We start from the raw sequence: 17,897 nt of genomic DNA on the forward strand, positions 1-17,897 counted from the left end.
GGGTTTAGGCCTGTTCCTCTTCGTATACTTTGATCTCGTTGTATAAAGTGTCGCGTTCCACAGGGGTGCGGCCCACTACAGCGATCAGCTCGCAAAGCTGCTCGGTACTGAGCGAAGGTGTCTGCTCTTCGCTGCCAGCCATCGAGTAGATCTTGGTCGTATCGTCGATCGTGCCATCGAGGTCGTTTACGCCGTAGTCCAGCGTCAGCTGTGCGGTCTGGCGGCCCAGCATCGGCCAGTAGGCTTTCAGGTTGGTAATGTTGTCGATAAATATACGGGCGATAGCATACAGCCGCAGGTCCTCTACAATGGAGGTCTCGGGCAGGTGTGCCATGTCGTTATCCTTGTTGCGGAATTTGAGCGGGATAAAGCAGTTAAAGCCACCGGTACGGTCCTGCAGTTCGCGCAGGCGGTCCATATGGTCAATGCGGTGCTCGTAGGTTTCTATATGACCGTATAGCATGGTCGCATTGCTGTGCATACCCAGTTTGTGGGCCGTTTCGTGTATATGCAGCCAGCCATCGCCGTCTACCTTATCCGGACAAATTTCGTCCCGTACTTCCTGGGCAAATATTTCGGCGCCGCCGCCCGGTAAGGATTGCAGGCCTGCATCCCTTAAGCGTTGCATGCCTTCTTCGATGGTCAGCTTGGCTTTGCGGATCATATACTCCAGCTCCACGGCGGTAAAGCCTTTGCGGTGCAATTCGGGGCGATGCGTTTTAATACGCTCCAGCAGGTCGCAGAAGAAGTCGAGGTTCATTTTGGGGTGCACACCGCCTACGATGTGTACCTCGGTAACCGGCTCCCCATCGTACTTCCGTACGATATCCATCATCTCTTCCAGGCTCAGTTCCCAGCCATTCTCCTTATTCTTATAGGTGCGGGAATACGAACAGAAACCGCAGGTAAAGATACAGACATTGGTAGGCTCGATATGGAAGTTGCGGTTAAAATAGGTCTTGTTGCCATGCAGCCTTTCCCTTACGAAATTGGCCAGGGCACCTACAAAATTGAGTTCCGCTTTTTCAAACAGGATCAGTCCTTCGGCGCGGCTCAGTCTTTCTTTTCGAATCACTTTTTCTGCAATTGCCCGGAGCTCGTCGTCATGGGCAACCATGGCGATAATGCTTTCCGGAAAAACAGGAGAAACTTGCATATAAATCAGTTTAGAAGCCTTGCGGCGTAAGAGGTTACGGTAAGGGCACCTGCAAAGATAGGAGATTCCGCAGTATGCGGGCAGCCCGGCGCATAGTTTTTGACAATAGGCATTATTAGATCAGGTACTTGATGCTTTCCACGCTCATACGGCCAGCTAACCGATGAGATCCTTCGCGATGCTCAGGATGACAATCGTCCTCTTGATACTTCATGCTTTACACGCTCATACGGCCAGCTAGGGGATGAGATCCTTCGCGGTGCTCAGGATGACACGTCCTCCTGGTACTTCATGCTTTACACGCTCATACGACCAGCTAATGGATGAGATCCTTCGCGATGCTCAGGATGACAATCGTCCTCTTGGTACTTGATGCTTTACAGGCTAATGCAGCCAGCTAACTGCGGAGATCCTTCGCTGCGCTCAGGATGACAATAACCCTCCAATATCTCACATCTCACATCTCACATCTCACATCTCACATCTCACATCTCACATCTCACATCTCACATCTCACATCTCACATCTCACATCCATTCCCCAACAAAAAGGCCTGCTTGTTACGGCAGGCCCTTCGCTCTAAAATTTACAACTATGAAAAAAACTTGAATTATTTAGTCGCTTCAACGTGGATGGTCAGGTTGATATCGTTGTTGATGATTTTATCCTTGATATCGCCGGTGCTGCCGTAGGTAATGCCCCACTGCGAACGGTCGATGTTGAATACCGCGTGTGCACTGATTTTAGCGTCGCTAACTTCGAGGTGAGCCGGGAAAGTGATGCTTTTGCTGATACCTTTAATGGTCAGGTTACCGGTTATGGTATGGGTAGCGCCTTTAAACTGGATTTTAGCCGTATCTGCACCTTCGGTTACGCTTACTACTTCAAACTTGGCAGTAGGGAAAGAGTCTACCAGGAAGAAATCAGCTGCAGACAGGTGACCTTTCAGTTTGGTGTTACCTTCGGCATCCTGGTCGGTAGGGTTGATAGATTTCATATCGATCACGAATGAACCGCCGGTCAGTTTACCTTGCTCTGCTTTTAAAGTACCTTCTGAAATGCTGATGGTTCCTTTGTGGTTGTCACCAATTGCTTTGGAACCAATCCACTCGATTTTACTGGTTGCTACATCTACTTTGTAGTCGGCGCCTGCAGCAGGAGTAGTGTTGGTAATGGCTTCACCCGCTTCTGCTTTATCTCCTTCGGGAGTGTTGTTGCAGGATGCTGTGAATAAAAGGGCGGCGGCCACTAAAGGCAAGGTTAATTTTTTCATTGTTCTTTTTTAAGTGATTGAATGAAGGGGCAAAACTAGTAAATAAATGTATATACAACGGTTGCTTTTAATAAAATATAACTTATGCTTTAATAAGATTTTTCAATAAGCGGCCCCGGCATGCCCGTATGCCGGCCCCACACTGTGGAAAAATAATCGTTGATGCGTCATCCAACCAGGCTGGCAGCTTGCGCTGTTACCTCCAGGGTGTAGGATTTACCCAGGCATAAGGTATAGTTAAGTTCCTGGTGGCCTACCGGGAAATCGAAACAGACCGGGTAGGCGTACTCCGCCACTTTATCCCGGATCAGTTCATAAATATTTTGTCCGAAGGGTCGTTCCGTATCCTTGATGTCGGTAAATCCGCCGCAGACCAGCCCGCGTATGCCGCTGAGCATACCGGCCCGTTTCAGGTTGAGCAGCATACGGTCAATATTATACAGGTATTCTCCTATATCTTCTATAAACAGGATCTTACCCTGCGTGTCCAGCTGCGATACCGACCCGGAAAGGTGGGCCAGTATGGCCAGGTTGCCGCCCACCACCACCCCCTCGGCCCAGCCTTCGCGGTTGTACTCGTGTGTGGGTACCGGGTAGGCAAAGGGTTGCCCGGTCCAGGCCTGTTGTAAAGACAGCAGGTTGGCCGGCAGGTCTTCTGCGGTATGAAAAGCGCCGCACATGGGGCTGTGCAGTGTAGCTATGCCGAAATTGCTCTGGATATGGCTATGCAACACGGTAATATCGCTGAAGCCACAGATCCATTTGGGTTGTTGTATAAAGCGGCTGAAATCGATATCGTCGATAATACGGCTCAGTCCATAACCGCCGCGGCCCATCAGTATGGCTTTTATCTCCGGGTTGTCCAGCATGGTTTGCAGGTCGTAACGCCTGCGTTCGTCGGTATCGGAAAAGTAAAAATGCCCGCTCCCGATCGTGCTGCCTGTAATGACCTTGTATCCCCAGCTTTCGAGCGCCTGTTTGGCAAAGACGATCCGCTCGGGCGGCAGGTAACCCGAAGGACAGGTAATGCCTATAGTGTCGCCGGGTTGAAGAAAGGGAGGAAGCTGCATGCAGGGTTAATTTTAAAATTTCGGTTTTTCAATCAGTAAAAATAATTTTCTTTTGCAAAATAACCTTGTTATACCTTTTATGAAATTTAAAATAACAGCAGCCGCAATCCTACTGGGCCTGTATAGCTGTAACAACCCTGAGGGTAAGGTACAGGAGCAGCCGGTCACAAAAGCGGCAGTTAGCCAATGGCAACCGCCGGCCGCCGGGAGTGTTGTCGGTAAAATGGAACAACGGATCACAGAAGATAACCTGAATGAAAGTTATTTCCGCGTAAGCATTATCAGCACAGATTCCAGCAAGGCCGGGTTCTATAACCTGAAACTGGAGTATGGCTACAATATCAACGAGGTGCCTGTAGGTCTGCCTGCCTGGACCGGCGACACGGTATTGAAACCGGTATTGCAGCAGGGTACGGGCAAGTACCATTGCCTGGTCGGCTTCGATACGGGCGATAACCAGTTCCGCGAATTGTACGAGGTTACCGTGGTAAACGGCAATGTTAAACTCAAACAAACCCACGGGTATTACCCCGACAAGAGCGCCACACCTTAATCAAAAAGAGTAAGGCCGCTGTAAGGCGGCCTTTTATTATGAAATGAGGTGAGGATTACTTTACTTGCCCGTAAATACAGCCTTCCGTTTTTCCAGGAAGGCAGCGATACCTTCTCCGAAATCCTCGGTTTGTCCCGAGGCATGCTGGTAGTCTTCTTCGGTCTGTAATTGCTGGGTCAGGGAGTTTTTAAAGGTCTGGTTCAGCGCGAGCTTGGTATAACCCAGGGCACGGGTCGGCATCTGTGCGATGTTCTGTACCAGTTTGCGGCTTTCTTCTTCAAACGCATCGTCGGCGAAAAATTTATAGATCATACCCAGTCTCTCCGCTTCTTCGGCCGATACCTTATCGCCGGTCATCATGAGTGCAGATGCTTTCTGGAAGCCGATAAGGCGGGGCAGGAAGAAGGTGCCGCCGCTATCGGGGATGAGGCCTATCTTGCTGAATGCCTGGATAAAAGAGGCGCTCTCCTTAGCTACGACGATATCGCAGGCCAGGGCGATATTAGCGCCGGCACCGGCCGCCACACCATTTACGGCAGCGATAACAGGTTTTTCGATCGTCCTGATCCTTTCAATGATCGGGTTGTAATGACCGTGTACTATAGAACGCAGCTCGGGACCATTGGGATCTACAGCCTCGGCGAGGTCCTGGCCGGCGCAGAAGGCTTTGCCTTCGCCGGTAAGGTATACGGCGCGTACATCATCGTCGCGCATACATTTGTCCAGTTCCTGTTGCAGGGCCAGCGCCATTTCCCGGTTAAAGCTGTTAAACTTCTCCGGGCGGTTGAGGCTGAGGTAGGCCACATGGTGTTCTATCTTAGATAATACGGTGCTCATTGCTATGTTTATTTGTCCGGGAGTAAAAGTACAATTTTCAAAAAACAAAACGTTTCTTCTCTATTTCTGTTATCCCTGTTAACGGAATTATTACATCATCTATCTTTACGGTATGGTAGTGGACAAAAAGGAGAGCCAGGTGCTGGATCAGGCGATCGGCCAATGGCTTCAGGAGGGGGTGGTCGACGAGGCCACGGCACAGCGGCTGCGTAACGGTTATACGGTACGCGAGGACAATGCCGGTGTGCTTTCGGTGTACGCTTTTATTGCGGCAGTGTCCTGCGGCTTGCTGGCTTTTGGCGCCCTGGTAATGGACGAAAAATGGATAGAACTGTTGCGCCGCCAATTTGGTTTTTCCGAACTGATCGTGGGGCTGTGCTTCCTGGTGCTTACCCTGGCGCTGGTTTATATGTCGCGCCGGCGCCGGCAGCGGCATCCCGAAGCGGTAGCGGCTAACGAAGCGCTGTCGGTAACAGTGGTTATGAGCCTGGCTGTAGCCCTGGCCTACCTGGGGCGCAGCGTCGGTTATATGGGGGGCAATTATGCGCCGGTATTATTCATCGCTGCAGTTTGTTATGGCGGGCTGGCCGTGCTGCTGCGGGGATACCTGCTCTGGATCACGGCTCTGCTGTGCCTTTGCGGTTGGTGGGGTGCGCAAACCTATAGCTGGAGCGCCGGCAGTGCCTATTTCCTCGGTATGAACTATGCGCTCAATATGACCCTGTTTGGCGCGCTGGTATGGTTGCTTTCGCTGCTGTTGAAACATGCCGGCTCCCTGCGTATCTTCTTCCGGCCCACTTATATCTGCGGTTTACTAATGTTCCTTACCGCGGCCTGGACCCTTTCCATTTTCGGCAACAACGGCAGTTTCGAAAGCTGGCTGGCCATGCGCCAGGGGCGGCTCTGGTATTGGGCGCTGTTGTTTACGGCCTTACTGGGCGGCCTGCTCTGGTATGCCATACGCAGCAAAGACAATACCTTGCGCGATATATGCCTGCTGTTCCTGTTGCTCAATATCTATACCCGCTATTTCGAATACTTCTGGGATCATACCAACAAAGGCCTGTTCTTTGCCATACTGGCCCTGTCGTTCTGGTGGGTAGGCAAGAAGGCGGAACAATGGCGCAGGAAACAAAACAGCAACGGCAACCCGGACCTACAGCATAACCTATGACGACAAACAGTAAGAAGCCTGTACACACCAGGCTGGTGCGCAGCATAGCCCTTGCGCTAATAGCCGCCATCGGCGCTTTATTGATCTATTACGTAATACCTTCGGCTAAGATACCGGACGGCGTCCTGGTCGACAGGATCGTCGTATACAAGGCGGCCCATAAACTGGAAGCTTATGCCCAGGGTCGCCTGGTGGTTACCTACCGGGTAGCGATCGGCAAACAGCCTGTGGGCGCCAAGCAGTACGAAGGCGATCAGAAAACACCCGAAGGTATCTATACCATTAACGACAGGAACCCCAACAGCGGCTACCATCGCAACCTGGGCATTTCTTACCCGAATGCGGATGATATGGCCCGGGCCCGGCAACTGGGTAAGCCTGCCGGCGGCGATATTAAAATACACAGCCTGAAAAACGGGCAGGGGTATATCGGTAAGTTTCACCGCTGGAAAGACTGGACCAATGGTTGTATTGCCCTGACCGATGCCGAAATGGATCAGTTGTATGAACATACGACGCTGGGCGCTACCATAGAGATCCGGAAGTAATTGCAGGCTATGGAGTATAAAGGAATAAGGGACGGCGCCGGAGCCGTCCCTTATTCCTTTTCGTTTTATTATTTAACCTGTTCGGCGACAAAACCGATTTCGTTGAAGCCAAGCATTTCGAGCAGGAAGTCGCGATCGTTGCCGAGTCCGTTATAGCGTACATTGCCGTCGAGGTTTACGTCTGCAGGCGTATATACCTGTTGGTTATAACCCACCTCGTCGAAACCGAGGTAAGCCAGTATGGCATCGCGATCGTTGGCGGTGCTGTTATAACGTACGTTGCCATTGCTGTTGGCATTACCCGCGATCAGGCATACTTTGCCATTTGCAGTAGTATAGGCATCGCTGGTACCAAACAGGGTAGCATCTGTTGCCGTGCTGAAGTCGAAGCCTGCGCCTGCAGCAGGCAGGGTGATCAGTTCGGTGCTCAGGCCCAGGTGGTTGCGGTGACGGATGGTAAGATGGTAGCTGCCGGGCGGCGCTTTGAAGTAAACGGGGCTTACTTTATCCGTACCCACTACATTACCGTTTTCCAGGATGAACGCCGCATGCCTGTCTACCAGGGAGCCGTCCGCTTTTTTCAATTCGAGCAGTACCCAGTCCACAATGTCGTTGTCATCAGATGGGGAAGCGGTAAAGGTGGCGGCAGTAACCGATTCCGTGCCTGCATAATTGCCGAACGCAGCAGTATTGTAGGGTTGCGTCAAAGCGTTGGCACTGAGCACGCTTGCCCAGGCGGGAGTAACGTCTTTATGGCGCGTGCCGCCCCAAGCTCCCCGCAGGTAAGCCTTTACAGACAGGGGTAATGCGGCCGTTACCGTATAGGTAGCCGGGGCACTGTTTTTACCGGCCGCATCCTGGAGCCGGTAAGTAAACGACATGCCCGTAGCATTACCTGCCATATACATCATTAGTTTGCCCGGGTCAAATTGCTTCAGCGTGTCCTGGGCTACAACGGCCCTGATACCGGTGGTGCCGCCAAAATTGTAGTAAAGTGCTGTATTGACACCTATGGTGGCAATCACGAAATTACGGTTCAGGTTGCAGGAGGAGGCGGCGGCACAATCTTCAGGATCGGATCCGCTCAGGCTGCCGCCGGTGGGGTAACCGGTAAGTGCGGGGGTGTTCATGGCGATCCAGTTGTAGGGTATACCGGAAATGGTCACCGCCGGGAAACCGCCTGCCGGTGCATTATTACCGAGTGCGGCAGTGCTGATCGCAAAGGTTTTATGGTCGGCCTGCGGCAATTGCTCGATGCCAAAGTTCACATCGCTGAGTGTGCTGCCATTCGATGGCGTGCCGATATTGCTAAAGCCGAGCGGATACAGGCCATTGGGATAATTGTTACCGGTAAATACCCAGCCCGCAGGCAGGGCAGGCTGTACAAACTGTCCTACCTGTGCAACGGTAGTGCTGATGCATATGTAATTATAGGTGATTATGGCCGGCGCCGTTATCGTATACGTGCCGTCGGTGTTTACAGGAGCCAGGGCTTTGATTTGCATGGCCTGGCCTGCATATGATGAAAGCTGGTAGACGTACAGGCCGGACGGTACCGTGTTGGGACCATTGCTGCTATGATTGACAGGACCGCCATCCGGATCGTGGAATACGGTGCCGCTTACGGTTACCTGGGCCCCCGCGCTGTATGCGAGTAATAAAACGGACAAAAACAGGCCGGTTATTTGTTTGCTCATAAAATTGATGTTTTTTGTTTTTTGTTGACGGATGCCGCCGTTTCGTCTACCCCGTTTCCTCTGTTCCCAGAGGTTAGTTTAGACTTTGTGGACAGGCCGGTAAGCCGGTACGTTCTTTTTTGCGGATCGGCATGCCCCGTATAAGAATGGTGCAAAGTTGATGCCGGAGAGGGGCGCAGAATGTGAAACAGTGCGAATGTGAAATAAATAGTACATATTGTAAATTTTATAATTTAATCTAATTAACAAATCTATCCGGTCTTAAGTCATACGGCAGGGTAAGACATCTACCTGCAGCAAACAATATGAGGTACTGTGGGCAAAACGGTTCGGGGCTAAATAACAAGAGGGCTGCATGATTACATGCAGCCCTCGTTTATTATTTAAGCGGGTATATTGCTTAGTGCTGTACCACCAGTTTCAGGTGTTGTACACCGCTCTCGGTAGCTACGCGCAATACATAGTTGCCCGAAGCCAGGCCGGAGAGCTGCAGTTCATTTTCCAGTGCACCATATTGCACAGGTACGGTTGCCTGCTGGCCATTGATATTGAACACACTGATGTTTTTGATATTGTTGCCTTTTACACGTACCATAGCGCCGTTTACAGGATTAGGGTATACTTCGATAGCGGTAGCAGCGGTAAAGGCTACAGCTTTTACTTCGCTCAGGCTGGATTTGCCGTCGATATCGATTTGTTTGAGGCGGTAGTGGTTTACACCATTCAGGGGTTTGCTGTCGATAAAGCTGTAAGCCAGTTTTTCGGTGCTGTTGCCTTCGTTCGCCTGTGTGCTTACAAAACCGATCTTGGTAAAGGTTTTACCATCGGCGCTGCGTTCTACATCGAAGCCGGTATTGCCGCGCTCGGTTGCAGTAGCCCAGTTCAGCATGGCTTTGTCGCCTGCTTTGTCGGCAGTAAAGGATAACCAGGTAATGGGCAGGGGCACGGAGTTCAGGCCTACTACTTTAGGGTTGCCTGCGTTGCTGAGGCCTACGGAGTTGGCCGATGCGTAGAAGGTGCTGGCGGTTTCGGTTCTGTCGCCGCCGATAAATACATAATACTCCATCTGGTAGTTGGGAAGGGCAGGAGTGCCCGGAGGGTTACCACCCAGGAAGCTGATCATTTCTACTGAAGGGATTACGGCAGTAGTGCCGTTGGAACCGCGGAACGCAAGACCCAGCAGGTCTTTCTCCTGGCCTGCGGTCATAGGGAATGGAGAGTTGCTGAAGTTGGGTGCTACGAGGTAGTAAGCATAACCGCCGTTAACTACGGAAGGAGCAATATTGGTGATAGGACCGCTCGGCGTCGTGGCGTTGAGGCCGCTAATGGTAAGCGTTGGGTTATTGGCGCCCTGGTCCTGGATGCGGATACCTACCGTAAAGCTGGAGATATTGCCGCTAATGGCGGCGCCGCTGCTGTTTTTCAGGCGGATAACGGTCTGGTAGTTCTGGCCGGAGGCGGCAGGGGTCAGGGTAGCCTGCACATTGCTTTGGGCAAATAAGCTTACCTGCACGAGTAAAAAGGCCGCAATGGATAAAAAGATTTTTTTCATCGTATCTGATTATTTATAGTTTAATAGTTTAAAGTGGAAGTGTAAGGAACAGTGCCCGGGAGCACTGTTCCTTGTTGGTTTTATTTATTTGATCTGTTGCGAGATAAAGCCGATTTCATTGAAATTGAGCATTTCCAGCAGGAAGTCACGGTCGTTGGCAGCGCCATTGTAGCGTACGTTGCCATCGAGGTTTACGTCTGCAGGCGTATACACACCCATAATAAAGCCGATCTCGTTAAAGCCGAGATAATTCAGGATAGCGTCGCGGTCGTTGGCTGTACTGTTGTACCGTACGTTACCATTGCCGTTTGCATTGCCTGCGATCAGGCATACCTTGCCATTCACAGTGGTATAGGCATCGCTGGTGCCATACAGGGTAGCATCTGTTGCCGTGCTAAAGTCGAAGCTGGTGCCTGCAGCGGGCAGGGTGATCAGCTCGGTGCTTAAGCCCAGGTGGTTGCGGTGACGAACCGTGAGGTGGTAGCTGCCGGGCAGTGCTTTGAAGTACACGCGGCTTACTTTATCGGTTCCTACTATGTTACCGTTTTCCAGGATCAGTGCGGCATGACGGTCTACCAGGGTGCCGTCTGCTTTTTTCAGTTCGAGCAGTACCCAGTCCACTACATCTTCTTCGCTGGACGAAGAGGAGGTGAAGGTCGAAGCCGGTACGGATTCGGTGCCGGCATAGTTGCCAAAGGCCGCGGTATTGTAAGGCTGGCTGGTTGCAAATTGCTGCAGCACATTCAACCAGTTTGCGCTTACATCTTTATGACGGGCGCCCTGGAATGCACCACGGAGGAAGGCTTTAGCGCTTATGCCGATATTGGATCCGAGACCGCCGAAGTTGTTGTTGTCGGCATCGATAATATCAGGTATGCCATCGCCGTCGCTGTCTGTGCCACCACCGGTATCGGCGCTGGTGATCCTGCCGTCGCCATTGGTGTCTTTGCTCTTATACGGCGTATCATCGATATCTTTTTTGGTACCGGTAATCGGATCTTTATAATCCGGTATGCCGTCGCCATCGGTATCTACCGGTGCGGGGGAATTGGTACCCCAGGTAGTTGTACCATCGGCCGGTGTCAGTACGCCGTCGCCATCCGGGTCGTTATTGATGAAGTCGATCACACCGTCGTTGTTGAGGTCGCCCGCTATAGCAGCAGCGTTGCCGCTTTCAACCAGGTCGCTCTTACCGTCGTTGTCGCTGTCGAGGTCCCTGAAGTCGGGGCGGCCATCGCCGTCCGAGTCTATCGCTACAGGGTCGTTGCTATCGCCCCATGCATTGGGTGCGCCGTCAACGCTGGACATGATACCGTCGCCATCAGCGTCAGTACCATCGGCCCTGCCATCGTTATTGGCATCAGTACCGCCATTTTCCCTTACGTCGGTAATGCCATCGTTATCGCTATCGAGGTCTTTATCGTTGCTTACGCCGTCGCCATCGGTATCGAGCGGGGTCAGACCGCCGTTGCCCGCTGTGGCCGGGATACCGTTGGCTGCTATAGCGCCATCGGCTTTACCATCGCCGTTGGCATCGGTGCCACCGGCTTCCCGTACGTCATTCACGCCATCGTTATCGCTGTCGAGGTCCCTGATATTGGGTATGCCATCGCTGTCGCTGTCGAGCAATGCAGGATCGTTGGCATCGCCCCAGGTATTGGGTGCGCCATCGGCGCCACCTACGATACCGTCGCCATCAGGATCGGTACCGTCTACTTTACCGTCGTTGTTAGCATCGGCAAGGGCCGGGTTATTTTCTTTCAGGTCGGAGAGGCCGTCGTTATCGCTGTCCAGGTCTTTTTCGTTGGTCACGCCGTCGCCGTCCGAGTCGGCCACTACGAGGCCGTTACCGGCTGTGGCCGGGATACCGTTGGCTGCTATAGCGCCATCGGCTTTGCCATCGCCATTGGCATCGGTACCACCTGCTTCGCGCACATCGGTAATGCCATCGTTATCGCTGTCGAGATCCCGCATGTTCGGAACGCCGTCGCCGTCGGTATCAGCAAGTACAGGGTCGCTTGCATCGCCCCAGGTAGTGGGTGCGCCGTCGGCCGAGCCGATAATGCCGTCTTTGTCTGTGTCTACATTACCGTCGACTATGCCGTCGTTGTTGGCGTCCACGAGGGCGGTATTGCCGCTTTCCCTCAGGTCGGAAATGCCGTCGTTATCGCTGTCCAGGTCGTAGGCATTGGGTTTGCCATCGCCATCGCTGTCGATCGGGGTAAGGCCGTTGGCGCCTGCGCTTGCCGGAATGCCATTGGCAGATACGGCGCCATCTGCTTTACCGTCGCCATTGGCATCGGTGCCACCGGCTTCGCGTACGTCGTTGATGCCGTCGTTATCGCTGTCGAGGTCCAGGTAATCCGGGATGCCGTCGCCATCTGTATCACGCGATGCAGCTGGGTTGGAGGCATTGTAACCTTCGAGTGTGTTCGGTATGCCATCGTTATCGGCATCCAGGTCTGCGCTGTTGGCTACACCATCGCCGTCACTGTCACAGATACTAACGGTAACCGAAGCCGTGGTACGGGATGCGGATATTCTTTGTGTAGGGAAGGCGCAGTTATTGGCCGCTACAGCTTCCACATAAACGTTGTTGGTGCCGTTGGGCAGCGTAGCAGAAGTGGTATAGCTGGTGCCGGTGCTCAGCAATGTGCCGCCGGTGCCGGCATTGTACCATTTGTATACCAGGCTGGATGAAGGATTGGTAATGGTATAAGTAGTAGCTGTAGAGAAACAGTTGCTGATGGTGGTGCCGCTGCCGGTTACAGCCGGTGCTGCGGGTTGGGCGGGTACACGTTTTACTTCATAAACACGTACCAGTTCGCCGGAAATACTTACGGCGGCCGGGCTTACAAATGCAATGTCTACTTTGCTGAATTGCTTGCCCGGAGCGTCGAGATAAAGACCGTTGTTCGTTGTGGTACCGCCAATGGTAAGGCCCCAGCTTGCCAGCGAAGAACCGATGTTCGCTGTTCCCGTGGTGCCGTCGGTAAAGTAATACTTCACAGAAAGGTTACTGAAGATATTCGCGGAAATGATACTGCCGTTCAGTTCGGCCTTTACATACAGTTGGTCGGTCTGGTTGCCATTGCCCACCATATTTACGGTCAGCGTATGGGTAGAAAGAAAGCCGGCCCCAAAACCTTGCCAGAAAAGGGCGTAGGTGCTCAGGTCGCCATCGCGTGCATCGCTGGGGTTCGTTACATTACTTCCGAGAAAGATACCAAGCGACGAAAAATTGCCGCTGGCTGTGCCCGCCGGGTCGCATTGTGCATTGGAATGAAAGCCGCCTGCTGCGAGCAGCAGGCCCAGCGTTGCTTTACGGAATACCCCTGAAAAATTCCTTTTAAGGAGGGGGGCATCGGGTGGGGCGGACAGGAAACGGCTTCTCTCAAAGCGGAGTTTATCTGCATTCATAGGTTAAAAATTGAAAAGTGTGAAAATTGAAGAATTAGTGTGTTTCTTTTTTGGGATGTTTTTAAGATTAAAAGTTGTAGTGTCTTTTTTTTACCTCGTGCCAAAAACCATACCTGAAATTTTTCTAATTAATAAAATATTCGCAAAATGAGTGCTCTATCAGGAGTCTTGATAATTGATAATTCTGTTCTATTTTTATAGAGAGCTAATAGCCACAGTTTTATCGGTTTCTTTGTCTACTTATAAGAATAAAAAAAAGCTCCCCCAGGAATGGAGGAGCAAACCAATAACCAGATGAATGCGTATGTATCAGCACATTAAATAATTATATTATTTAACTGCACAATAAAACGCGCTTCTAAAACCGAGACAAAAATGAAGATTATTTCCTTTCGTCCAACCCGCAAAAAATATAAACTGGCCCCCCAATTTTTTGCGGGGTATATCGCATATTAATTTAATTTTGATGCTTGGTAGGAGGCATAAAATATTATCGTTGGGTTACTTCTTAAAAAAGCAATTATGAAAATCAGTATTATAGACGACCACCAGATTATTACCGAATCGTTGAAGAAACTTTTGCTGCGTAATCCCGTCGTAAAGGAGGTGTATACTTATCCCGATGCTGATACTTTCCTGGTACAGGCTACCCCTGGTAACCTGCCCGATGTTATTATTACCGACCTGCTGATGCCCGGTACTAATGGGATCGAATTTATCGAGAAACTAAAGGCTTCCTACGGACCTAAAAGCGTAAAGATGATTATACTCTCGTCGATTACAGATGTGCAGACGATCAAGCACAGCCTGCGCTCCGGGGCCGACGGGTTCCTGTCGAAAAATACATCGATCGATGAATTGATGGAAGCGATACTTACCGTGATAGAGGATAAAAACTATATCGGCGAAAACCTGCGCAAAAACCTGCTGGACGCGGTATTTACCGAAGAGCAGGTGGTCTATCACCTGTCGCCGAGGGAGAAAGAAGTGTTGCACAAAGTATGCAGTGGCTTTACCATTAAGGAGATTGCCTATGATATGAACCTGAGCGTACATACCGTACAGTATTATCACCGCAATGTGATGAATAAACTTAAAGTAAAACGTACTTCCGACCTGATCGTATTTGCCATGCAATCGGGGCTTTATATTCCCGATATCCACTATAACAAATAAGGCCGTTGCAGTAAGGTGTGGCGTGGTTGAATGGTCCGTGCGCGATCGGCTTGCGCGGGCTGTAATGTTTGCTCCTGGCGGGATACAGCTTTTTGATGTTATGCGCTGTTTTATTGTCGACGGAAATTGATGATGCAAAAAGATCAGCTGATCTTGTTCCACTGCAAGCCTTTACCCGACCTGTCCTGTTCGAGACCTGCCCGCAAAGCTATGTGCTGCGGCAGTTCCAGCGAGGGATCGGTATAAAGGATCTCGGTCGCAGCGGTTTTTGTTTCTTCCAGTATCTCCACATCATGTACGATATCGGCGATCTTGAAATCGAGTGCGCCGCTCTGGCGCGTACCATAGATATCGCCGGGTCCCCTCATTTTCAGATCCTCTTCTGCAATCACGAAGCCGTCGCTGGTTTGGGTCATAATATGCATGCGCTGCCGGCTTTCCTTGGACAGCTCATGCCCGGTAAGCAGGATGCAATAACTCTTTTCGCTGCCCCTGCCCACACGGCCGCGCAGCTGGTGCAGTTGCGACAGGCCGAAGCGTTCGGAGCTTTCAATAACCATAACCGAGGCATTCGGCACATTTACACCCACCTCGATCACCGTAGTGGCGACCAGCATATGCGCATCGCCCGATATGAAACGTTGCATATTGCGTTCGCGTTCGTCCTGCGGCTGTTTGCCATGCACCATCGCTACCCGGTACTTCGGGTCCGGAAACCAGGCCTTTACCTGCTCGTACCCGGCTTTGAGGCTTTCGTAGTCCAGCTTTTCCGACTCTTCGATCAGCGGGTAAACGATATAGATCTGCCGGCCCTTTTCAATTTCACTTTTCAGGAACTGCATCACCTTGGGGCGGAAGTTTTCGCTGCGGTGTATGGTTTCAATGGGCTTACGGCCGGGCGGCAGTTCGTCGATCACCGATACGTCGAGATCGCCGTATACCGTCATGGCCAGCGTACGCGGTATAGGCGTAGCGGTCATCACCAGTACATGAGGGGGAAACACATTTTTTTGCCAGAGCTTGGCGCGCTGCATCACCCCGAAGCGGTGTTGCTCGTCGATAATGGCCAGGCCCAGGTTGCTGAACTGCACCGTGTTTTCGACCAGGGCATGCGTGCCGATCACGATGGGCAATGTGCCGTTGGCCAGGCCGGCCAGCACCTGTTTGCGTTCTTTGCCTTTCACCGTGCCGGTAAGCAGGGCTACGGGTACCTGTAAGGGTTCGAGCAATTCTTTGATGCCCTGGAAGTGCTGCTGGGCCAGTATTTCGGTGGGCGCCATCAGGCTTGCCTGGAAGCCGTTGTCCAGCGCGAGCAGCATGGCCATAAGCGCTACAATAGTTTTGCCGCTGCCTACATCGCCCTGTACCAGGCGGTTCATCTGTACGCCGTTAAAGGTATCCTGTCTTATTTCGCGCAGTACCCGCTTCTGCGCATTGGTAAGCTGGAAGGGTAAATGATGCCCGAAAAAATTATTGAAATGATCGCCTACCACACCGAATACAAAGCCTTTTTGCTGGTGGTGGTTGATCTTTAATTTCAGGATGCGGAGTTGGGTCAGCAGCAGTTCATCCCACTTCAGCCGTTGCTCTGCCTGCCTGCGCTGGGTTTCGCTTTGCGGGAAATGAATCTGCATATAGGCATCGTAACGACCATAAAGCTGGTAACGTTGCCGCAGCTCTGCAGGCAGTATCTCGGGTATGTCGCCGGGCTTCAGTTTTTCGAGCAGCGATTGCAATACCTTGGCAAAGGCCCGGTTGCTTAGCCCTTTGGCACGCAGCTTTTCGGTAGTGGAATAAACGGGTTGCAGGCTGCCGGCCTGGCTTACCTGGGCCGCATTATACAACTCAATTTCGGGGTGGGTAATGGTCGGCAGCCCGTTAAAGTAAGTCAGTTTGCCGAACACCGAATAGGTAGCGCCGGGTTGCAGGCTTTTCGAAATATAATTGATGCCCTGGAACCATACCAGTTCTACCCGTCCCGTCTTATCGTAGAGGGTGGCGGTAAGCCTGCGCCGGTATGCCTGCCCTTCTTCGCTCAGGTTGACCACAGCGCCCTGCAGCAACACATAGTCCTGCTCGGGCGAGAGGGCGCCGATATGCTGTACGGTAGCGCTGTCGAGGTAGCGGTAGGGGAAGTGTCGCAGCAGGTCGCCATAGGTAGCGATGTCCAGTTCCTTGCGCAGCAGTTCGGCCCGTAAGGGGCCTACGCCTTTCAGGAATTCTATCGGGGTATCGAGTATGCTGGGAGTCTGCAGGATAACAAAAAAAAATTTGAACCGGGCAAAAATAGGAAACCTCCGGAAAACATGCCGGAGGTTTCATGATCAGATAAGCCCTTCCCGGATCAGGTCGTGCAGGTGCACCATGCCGGCGTAGCGGCCCTGGTCGGTAACAATAAGCTGGGTAATATCGTGGGTGCGCATCATTTCGAGCGCCTGTATGGCCAGTTCGCTTTCTTCGATCGTTTTGGGGTGCATACTGCAGATGTCGCGGGCCTGCAGTTGCGCCGGCTGTTCGTTTTTCTCCAGCATACGGCGCAGGTCGCCATCGGTAATGATGCCTATGAGCTGGTCGTTTTCCTGCACAGCGGTTGCCCCCAGGAAGTTGCCGGAGATCACGATAATGATCTCGCGCAGCGAAGCAGTGGCAGGCACTACAGGCTTTGCATTACGGCTGCTGAGGTCGCTTACCTTCAGGTATAACCTCTTGCCCAGTGCGCCGCCGGGATGGAATTTTGCAAAATCGCGGTCGGTAAATCCTTTGAGGCGCAGCAACGATACGGCCAGGGCATCGCCCATAACCAATTGCGCGGTGGTACTGGTGGTTGGCGCCAGGTTATTGGGACAGGCTTCGCTGTCGACCGTGGTATTGATAAAGTAATCGGCATGGGTAGCCAGGTAAGCGTCTTTATTACCGCAGATGGCGATCACTTTATTGCCGAAGTTGCGTACGAAGGGCAACAGCGCCTTGATCTCGGGGCTTTCGCCGCTTTTGGAGATAATGATCACCACATCGTCGGGCTGGATCATGCCCAGGTCGCCGTGTATGGCGTCGGCGGCGTGCATAAACAGGGCAGGGGTGCCGGTAGAGTTCATGGTGGCCACGATCTTCTGGGCGATAATGGCGCTTTTACCGATACCGGTAATCACGACACGGCCTTTGGCCTCGTGCATCAGGATTACCGATTGGATAAAGTCTTCGTTTACGAAACCGCTCATGCGCTGGAGGGCGGTAATCTCATTCTGTATAGTGTCAGTCGCGTACTGGCTGATGGCTTTTAGATCGTAAGACATGGCTGCAAAGGTAAATGAAAAACGGCTTGAGACCGGTTTACCCGGCAGCATAAACGCCATTACCGCGTTTTAAGTACCTGGGAACGCCTTTCTACACGTATTTTTTCTGCTCAGATATTTTCACTAACTTTGCGCACTTTTTTGAAAC

Annotated in this window: 13 protein-coding genes; 4 read left to right on the plus strand and 9 right to left on the minus strand. The window is 52.0% G+C overall.

Going from position 1 to position 17,897, the window contains the following annotated elements; all coding sequences use genetic code 11:
- Nucleotides 1-4: 4 nt before the first annotated feature.
- The 3 genes from mqnE to B0I18_RS05730 form a co-directional block, all read right to left on the minus strand.
- Nucleotides 5-1,156, minus strand: a complete 1,152-nt coding sequence (gene mqnE / locus B0I18_RS05720; protein ID WP_106521672.1) for an aminofutalosine synthase MqnE — start codon at nucleotides 1,154-1,156, stop codon at nucleotides 5-7.
- Nucleotides 1,157-1,766: 610 nt separating this feature from the next.
- Nucleotides 1,767-2,429: a YceI family protein gene (locus tag B0I18_RS05725; RefSeq protein ID WP_106521673.1), complete on the minus strand. Its 663-nt coding sequence runs from the start codon at nucleotides 2,427-2,429 to the stop codon at nucleotides 1,767-1,769.
- Nucleotides 2,430-2,596: 167 nt separating this feature from the next.
- Complete coding sequence (locus B0I18_RS05730; RefSeq protein WP_106521674.1) at nucleotides 2,597-3,499, minus strand: S66 peptidase family protein; 903 nt, start codon at nucleotides 3,497-3,499, stop codon at nucleotides 2,597-2,599.
- A gap of 79 nt (nucleotides 3,500-3,578) precedes the next feature.
- Here B0I18_RS05730 and B0I18_RS05735 point away from each other — a divergent pair, with 79 nt between their 5' ends.
- The gene (locus tag B0I18_RS05735) at nucleotides 3,579-4,052 is read left to right on the plus strand and encodes a hypothetical protein (RefSeq protein WP_146146663.1); all 474 of its coding nucleotides are present in this window, start codon (nucleotides 3,579-3,581) and stop codon (nucleotides 4,050-4,052) included.
- Nucleotides 4,053-4,112: 60 nt separating this feature from the next.
- Here the strand turns inward: B0I18_RS05735 and B0I18_RS05740 are convergent, their stop codons facing one another.
- On the minus strand, nucleotides 4,113-4,889 hold the full coding sequence (locus tag B0I18_RS05740; RefSeq protein WP_106521676.1) for an enoyl-CoA hydratase-related protein: 777 nt from the start codon (nucleotides 4,887-4,889) through the stop codon (nucleotides 4,113-4,115).
- Nucleotides 4,890-5,001: 112 nt separating this feature from the next.
- On the opposite strand from B0I18_RS05740, the gene B0I18_RS05745 reads away from it, so the two are divergent.
- Together B0I18_RS05745 and B0I18_RS05750 are read left to right on the plus strand one after the other, a co-directional pair.
- Nucleotides 5,002-6,063, plus strand: a complete 1,062-nt coding sequence (locus tag B0I18_RS05745; protein WP_106521677.1) for a hypothetical protein — start codon at nucleotides 5,002-5,004, stop codon at nucleotides 6,061-6,063.
- A complete protein-coding gene (locus B0I18_RS05750) occupies nucleotides 6,060-6,611 on the plus strand; it encodes a L,D-transpeptidase family protein (RefSeq protein ID WP_106521678.1) in 552 nt (183 codons plus the stop codon). Before B0I18_RS05745 ends, B0I18_RS05750 begins: the two co-directional genes overlap by 4 nt.
- Before the next feature lie 68 nt (nucleotides 6,612-6,679).
- Here B0I18_RS05750 and B0I18_RS05755 read toward each other — a convergent pair whose 3' ends face one another.
- From B0I18_RS05755 to B0I18_RS05765, 3 genes are all read right to left on the minus strand, one after another.
- Nucleotides 6,680-8,308 carry a hypothetical protein gene (locus B0I18_RS05755; protein WP_106521679.1) on the minus strand — a complete coding sequence of 543 codons (1,629 nt, stop codon included), beginning with the start codon at nucleotides 8,306-8,308 and terminating at the stop codon, nucleotides 6,680-6,682.
- Between the two features lie 400 nt (nucleotides 8,309-8,708).
- On the minus strand, nucleotides 8,709-9,860 hold the full coding sequence (locus B0I18_RS05760) for a T9SS type A sorting domain-containing protein (protein WP_106521680.1): 1,152 nt from the start codon (nucleotides 9,858-9,860) through the stop codon (nucleotides 8,709-8,711).
- Between the two features lie 84 nt (nucleotides 9,861-9,944).
- Nucleotides 9,945-13,280 (minus strand): Ig-like domain-containing protein, encoded by a 3,336-nt coding sequence (locus B0I18_RS05765; RefSeq protein ID WP_106521681.1) that lies wholly within the window; start codon nucleotides 13,278-13,280, stop codon nucleotides 9,945-9,947.
- A gap of 522 nt (nucleotides 13,281-13,802) precedes the next feature.
- Here B0I18_RS05765 and B0I18_RS05770 point away from each other — a divergent pair.
- Nucleotides 13,803-14,456, plus strand: a complete 654-nt coding sequence (locus tag B0I18_RS05770; protein WP_106521682.1) for a response regulator transcription factor — start codon at nucleotides 13,803-13,805, stop codon at nucleotides 14,454-14,456.
- A 143-nt stretch (nucleotides 14,457-14,599) separates the two neighbouring features.
- On the opposite strand, the gene recG is transcribed toward B0I18_RS05770, so the two are convergent.
- Nucleotides 14,600-16,744 (minus strand): ATP-dependent DNA helicase RecG, encoded by a 2,145-nt coding sequence (gene recG / locus B0I18_RS05775; RefSeq protein WP_342749496.1) that lies wholly within the window; start codon nucleotides 16,742-16,744, stop codon nucleotides 14,600-14,602.
- A 36-nt stretch (nucleotides 16,745-16,780) separates the two neighbouring features.
- Entirely contained in the window at nucleotides 16,781-17,749 is a 969-nt protein-coding gene (locus B0I18_RS05780; protein ID WP_106522052.1) for a KpsF/GutQ family sugar-phosphate isomerase, read from the minus strand.
- Nucleotides 17,750-17,897: the final 148 nt, after the last annotated feature.

It is taken from the genome of Taibaiella chishuiensis, from assembly GCF_003014535.1.
Taxonomy (GTDB): Bacteria; Bacteroidota; Bacteroidia; order Chitinophagales; family Chitinophagaceae; genus Taibaiella; species Taibaiella chishuiensis.

Excerpts from the sequence above, each read along its gene's own strand:
- B0I18_RS05735 (WP_146146663.1), top strand. The coding sequence starts at position 3,579 with ATGAAATTTAAAATAACAGCAGCCGCAATCCTACTGGGCCTGTATAGC.
- B0I18_RS05745 (WP_106521677.1), top strand. The coding sequence starts at position 5,002 with ATGGTAGTGGACAAAAAGGAGAGCCAGGTGCTGGATCAGGCGATCGGC.
- mqnE (WP_106521672.1), bottom strand. The coding sequence starts at position 1,156 with ATGCAAGTTTCTCCTGTTTTTCCGGAAAGCATTATCGCCATGGTTGCC.
- B0I18_RS05755 (WP_106521679.1), bottom strand. The coding sequence starts at position 8,308 with ATGAGCAAACAAATAACCGGCCTGTTTTTGTCCGTTTTATTACTCGCA.
- B0I18_RS05740 (WP_106521676.1), bottom strand. The coding sequence starts at position 4,889 with ATGAGCACCGTATTATCTAAGATAGAACACCATGTGGCCTACCTCAGC.
- B0I18_RS05770 (WP_106521682.1), top strand. The coding sequence starts at position 13,803 with ATGAAAATCAGTATTATAGACGACCACCAGATTATTACCGAATCGTTG.
- B0I18_RS05750 (WP_106521678.1), top strand. The coding sequence starts at position 6,060 with ATGACGACAAACAGTAAGAAGCCTGTACACACCAGGCTGGTGCGCAGC.
- B0I18_RS05730 (WP_106521674.1), bottom strand. The coding sequence starts at position 3,499 with ATGCAGCTTCCTCCCTTTCTTCAACCCGGCGACACTATAGGCATTACC.
- B0I18_RS05780 (WP_106522052.1), bottom strand. The coding sequence starts at position 17,749 with ATGTCTTACGATCTAAAAGCCATCAGCCAGTACGCGACTGACACTATA.
- B0I18_RS05725 (WP_106521673.1), bottom strand. The coding sequence starts at position 2,429 with ATGAAAAAATTAACCTTGCCTTTAGTGGCCGCCGCCCTTTTATTCACA.
- B0I18_RS05760 (WP_106521680.1), bottom strand. The coding sequence starts at position 9,860 with ATGAAAAAAATCTTTTTATCCATTGCGGCCTTTTTACTCGTGCAGGTA.
- B0I18_RS05765 (WP_106521681.1), bottom strand. The coding sequence starts at position 13,280 with ATGAATGCAGATAAACTCCGCTTTGAGAGAAGCCGTTTCCTGTCCGCC.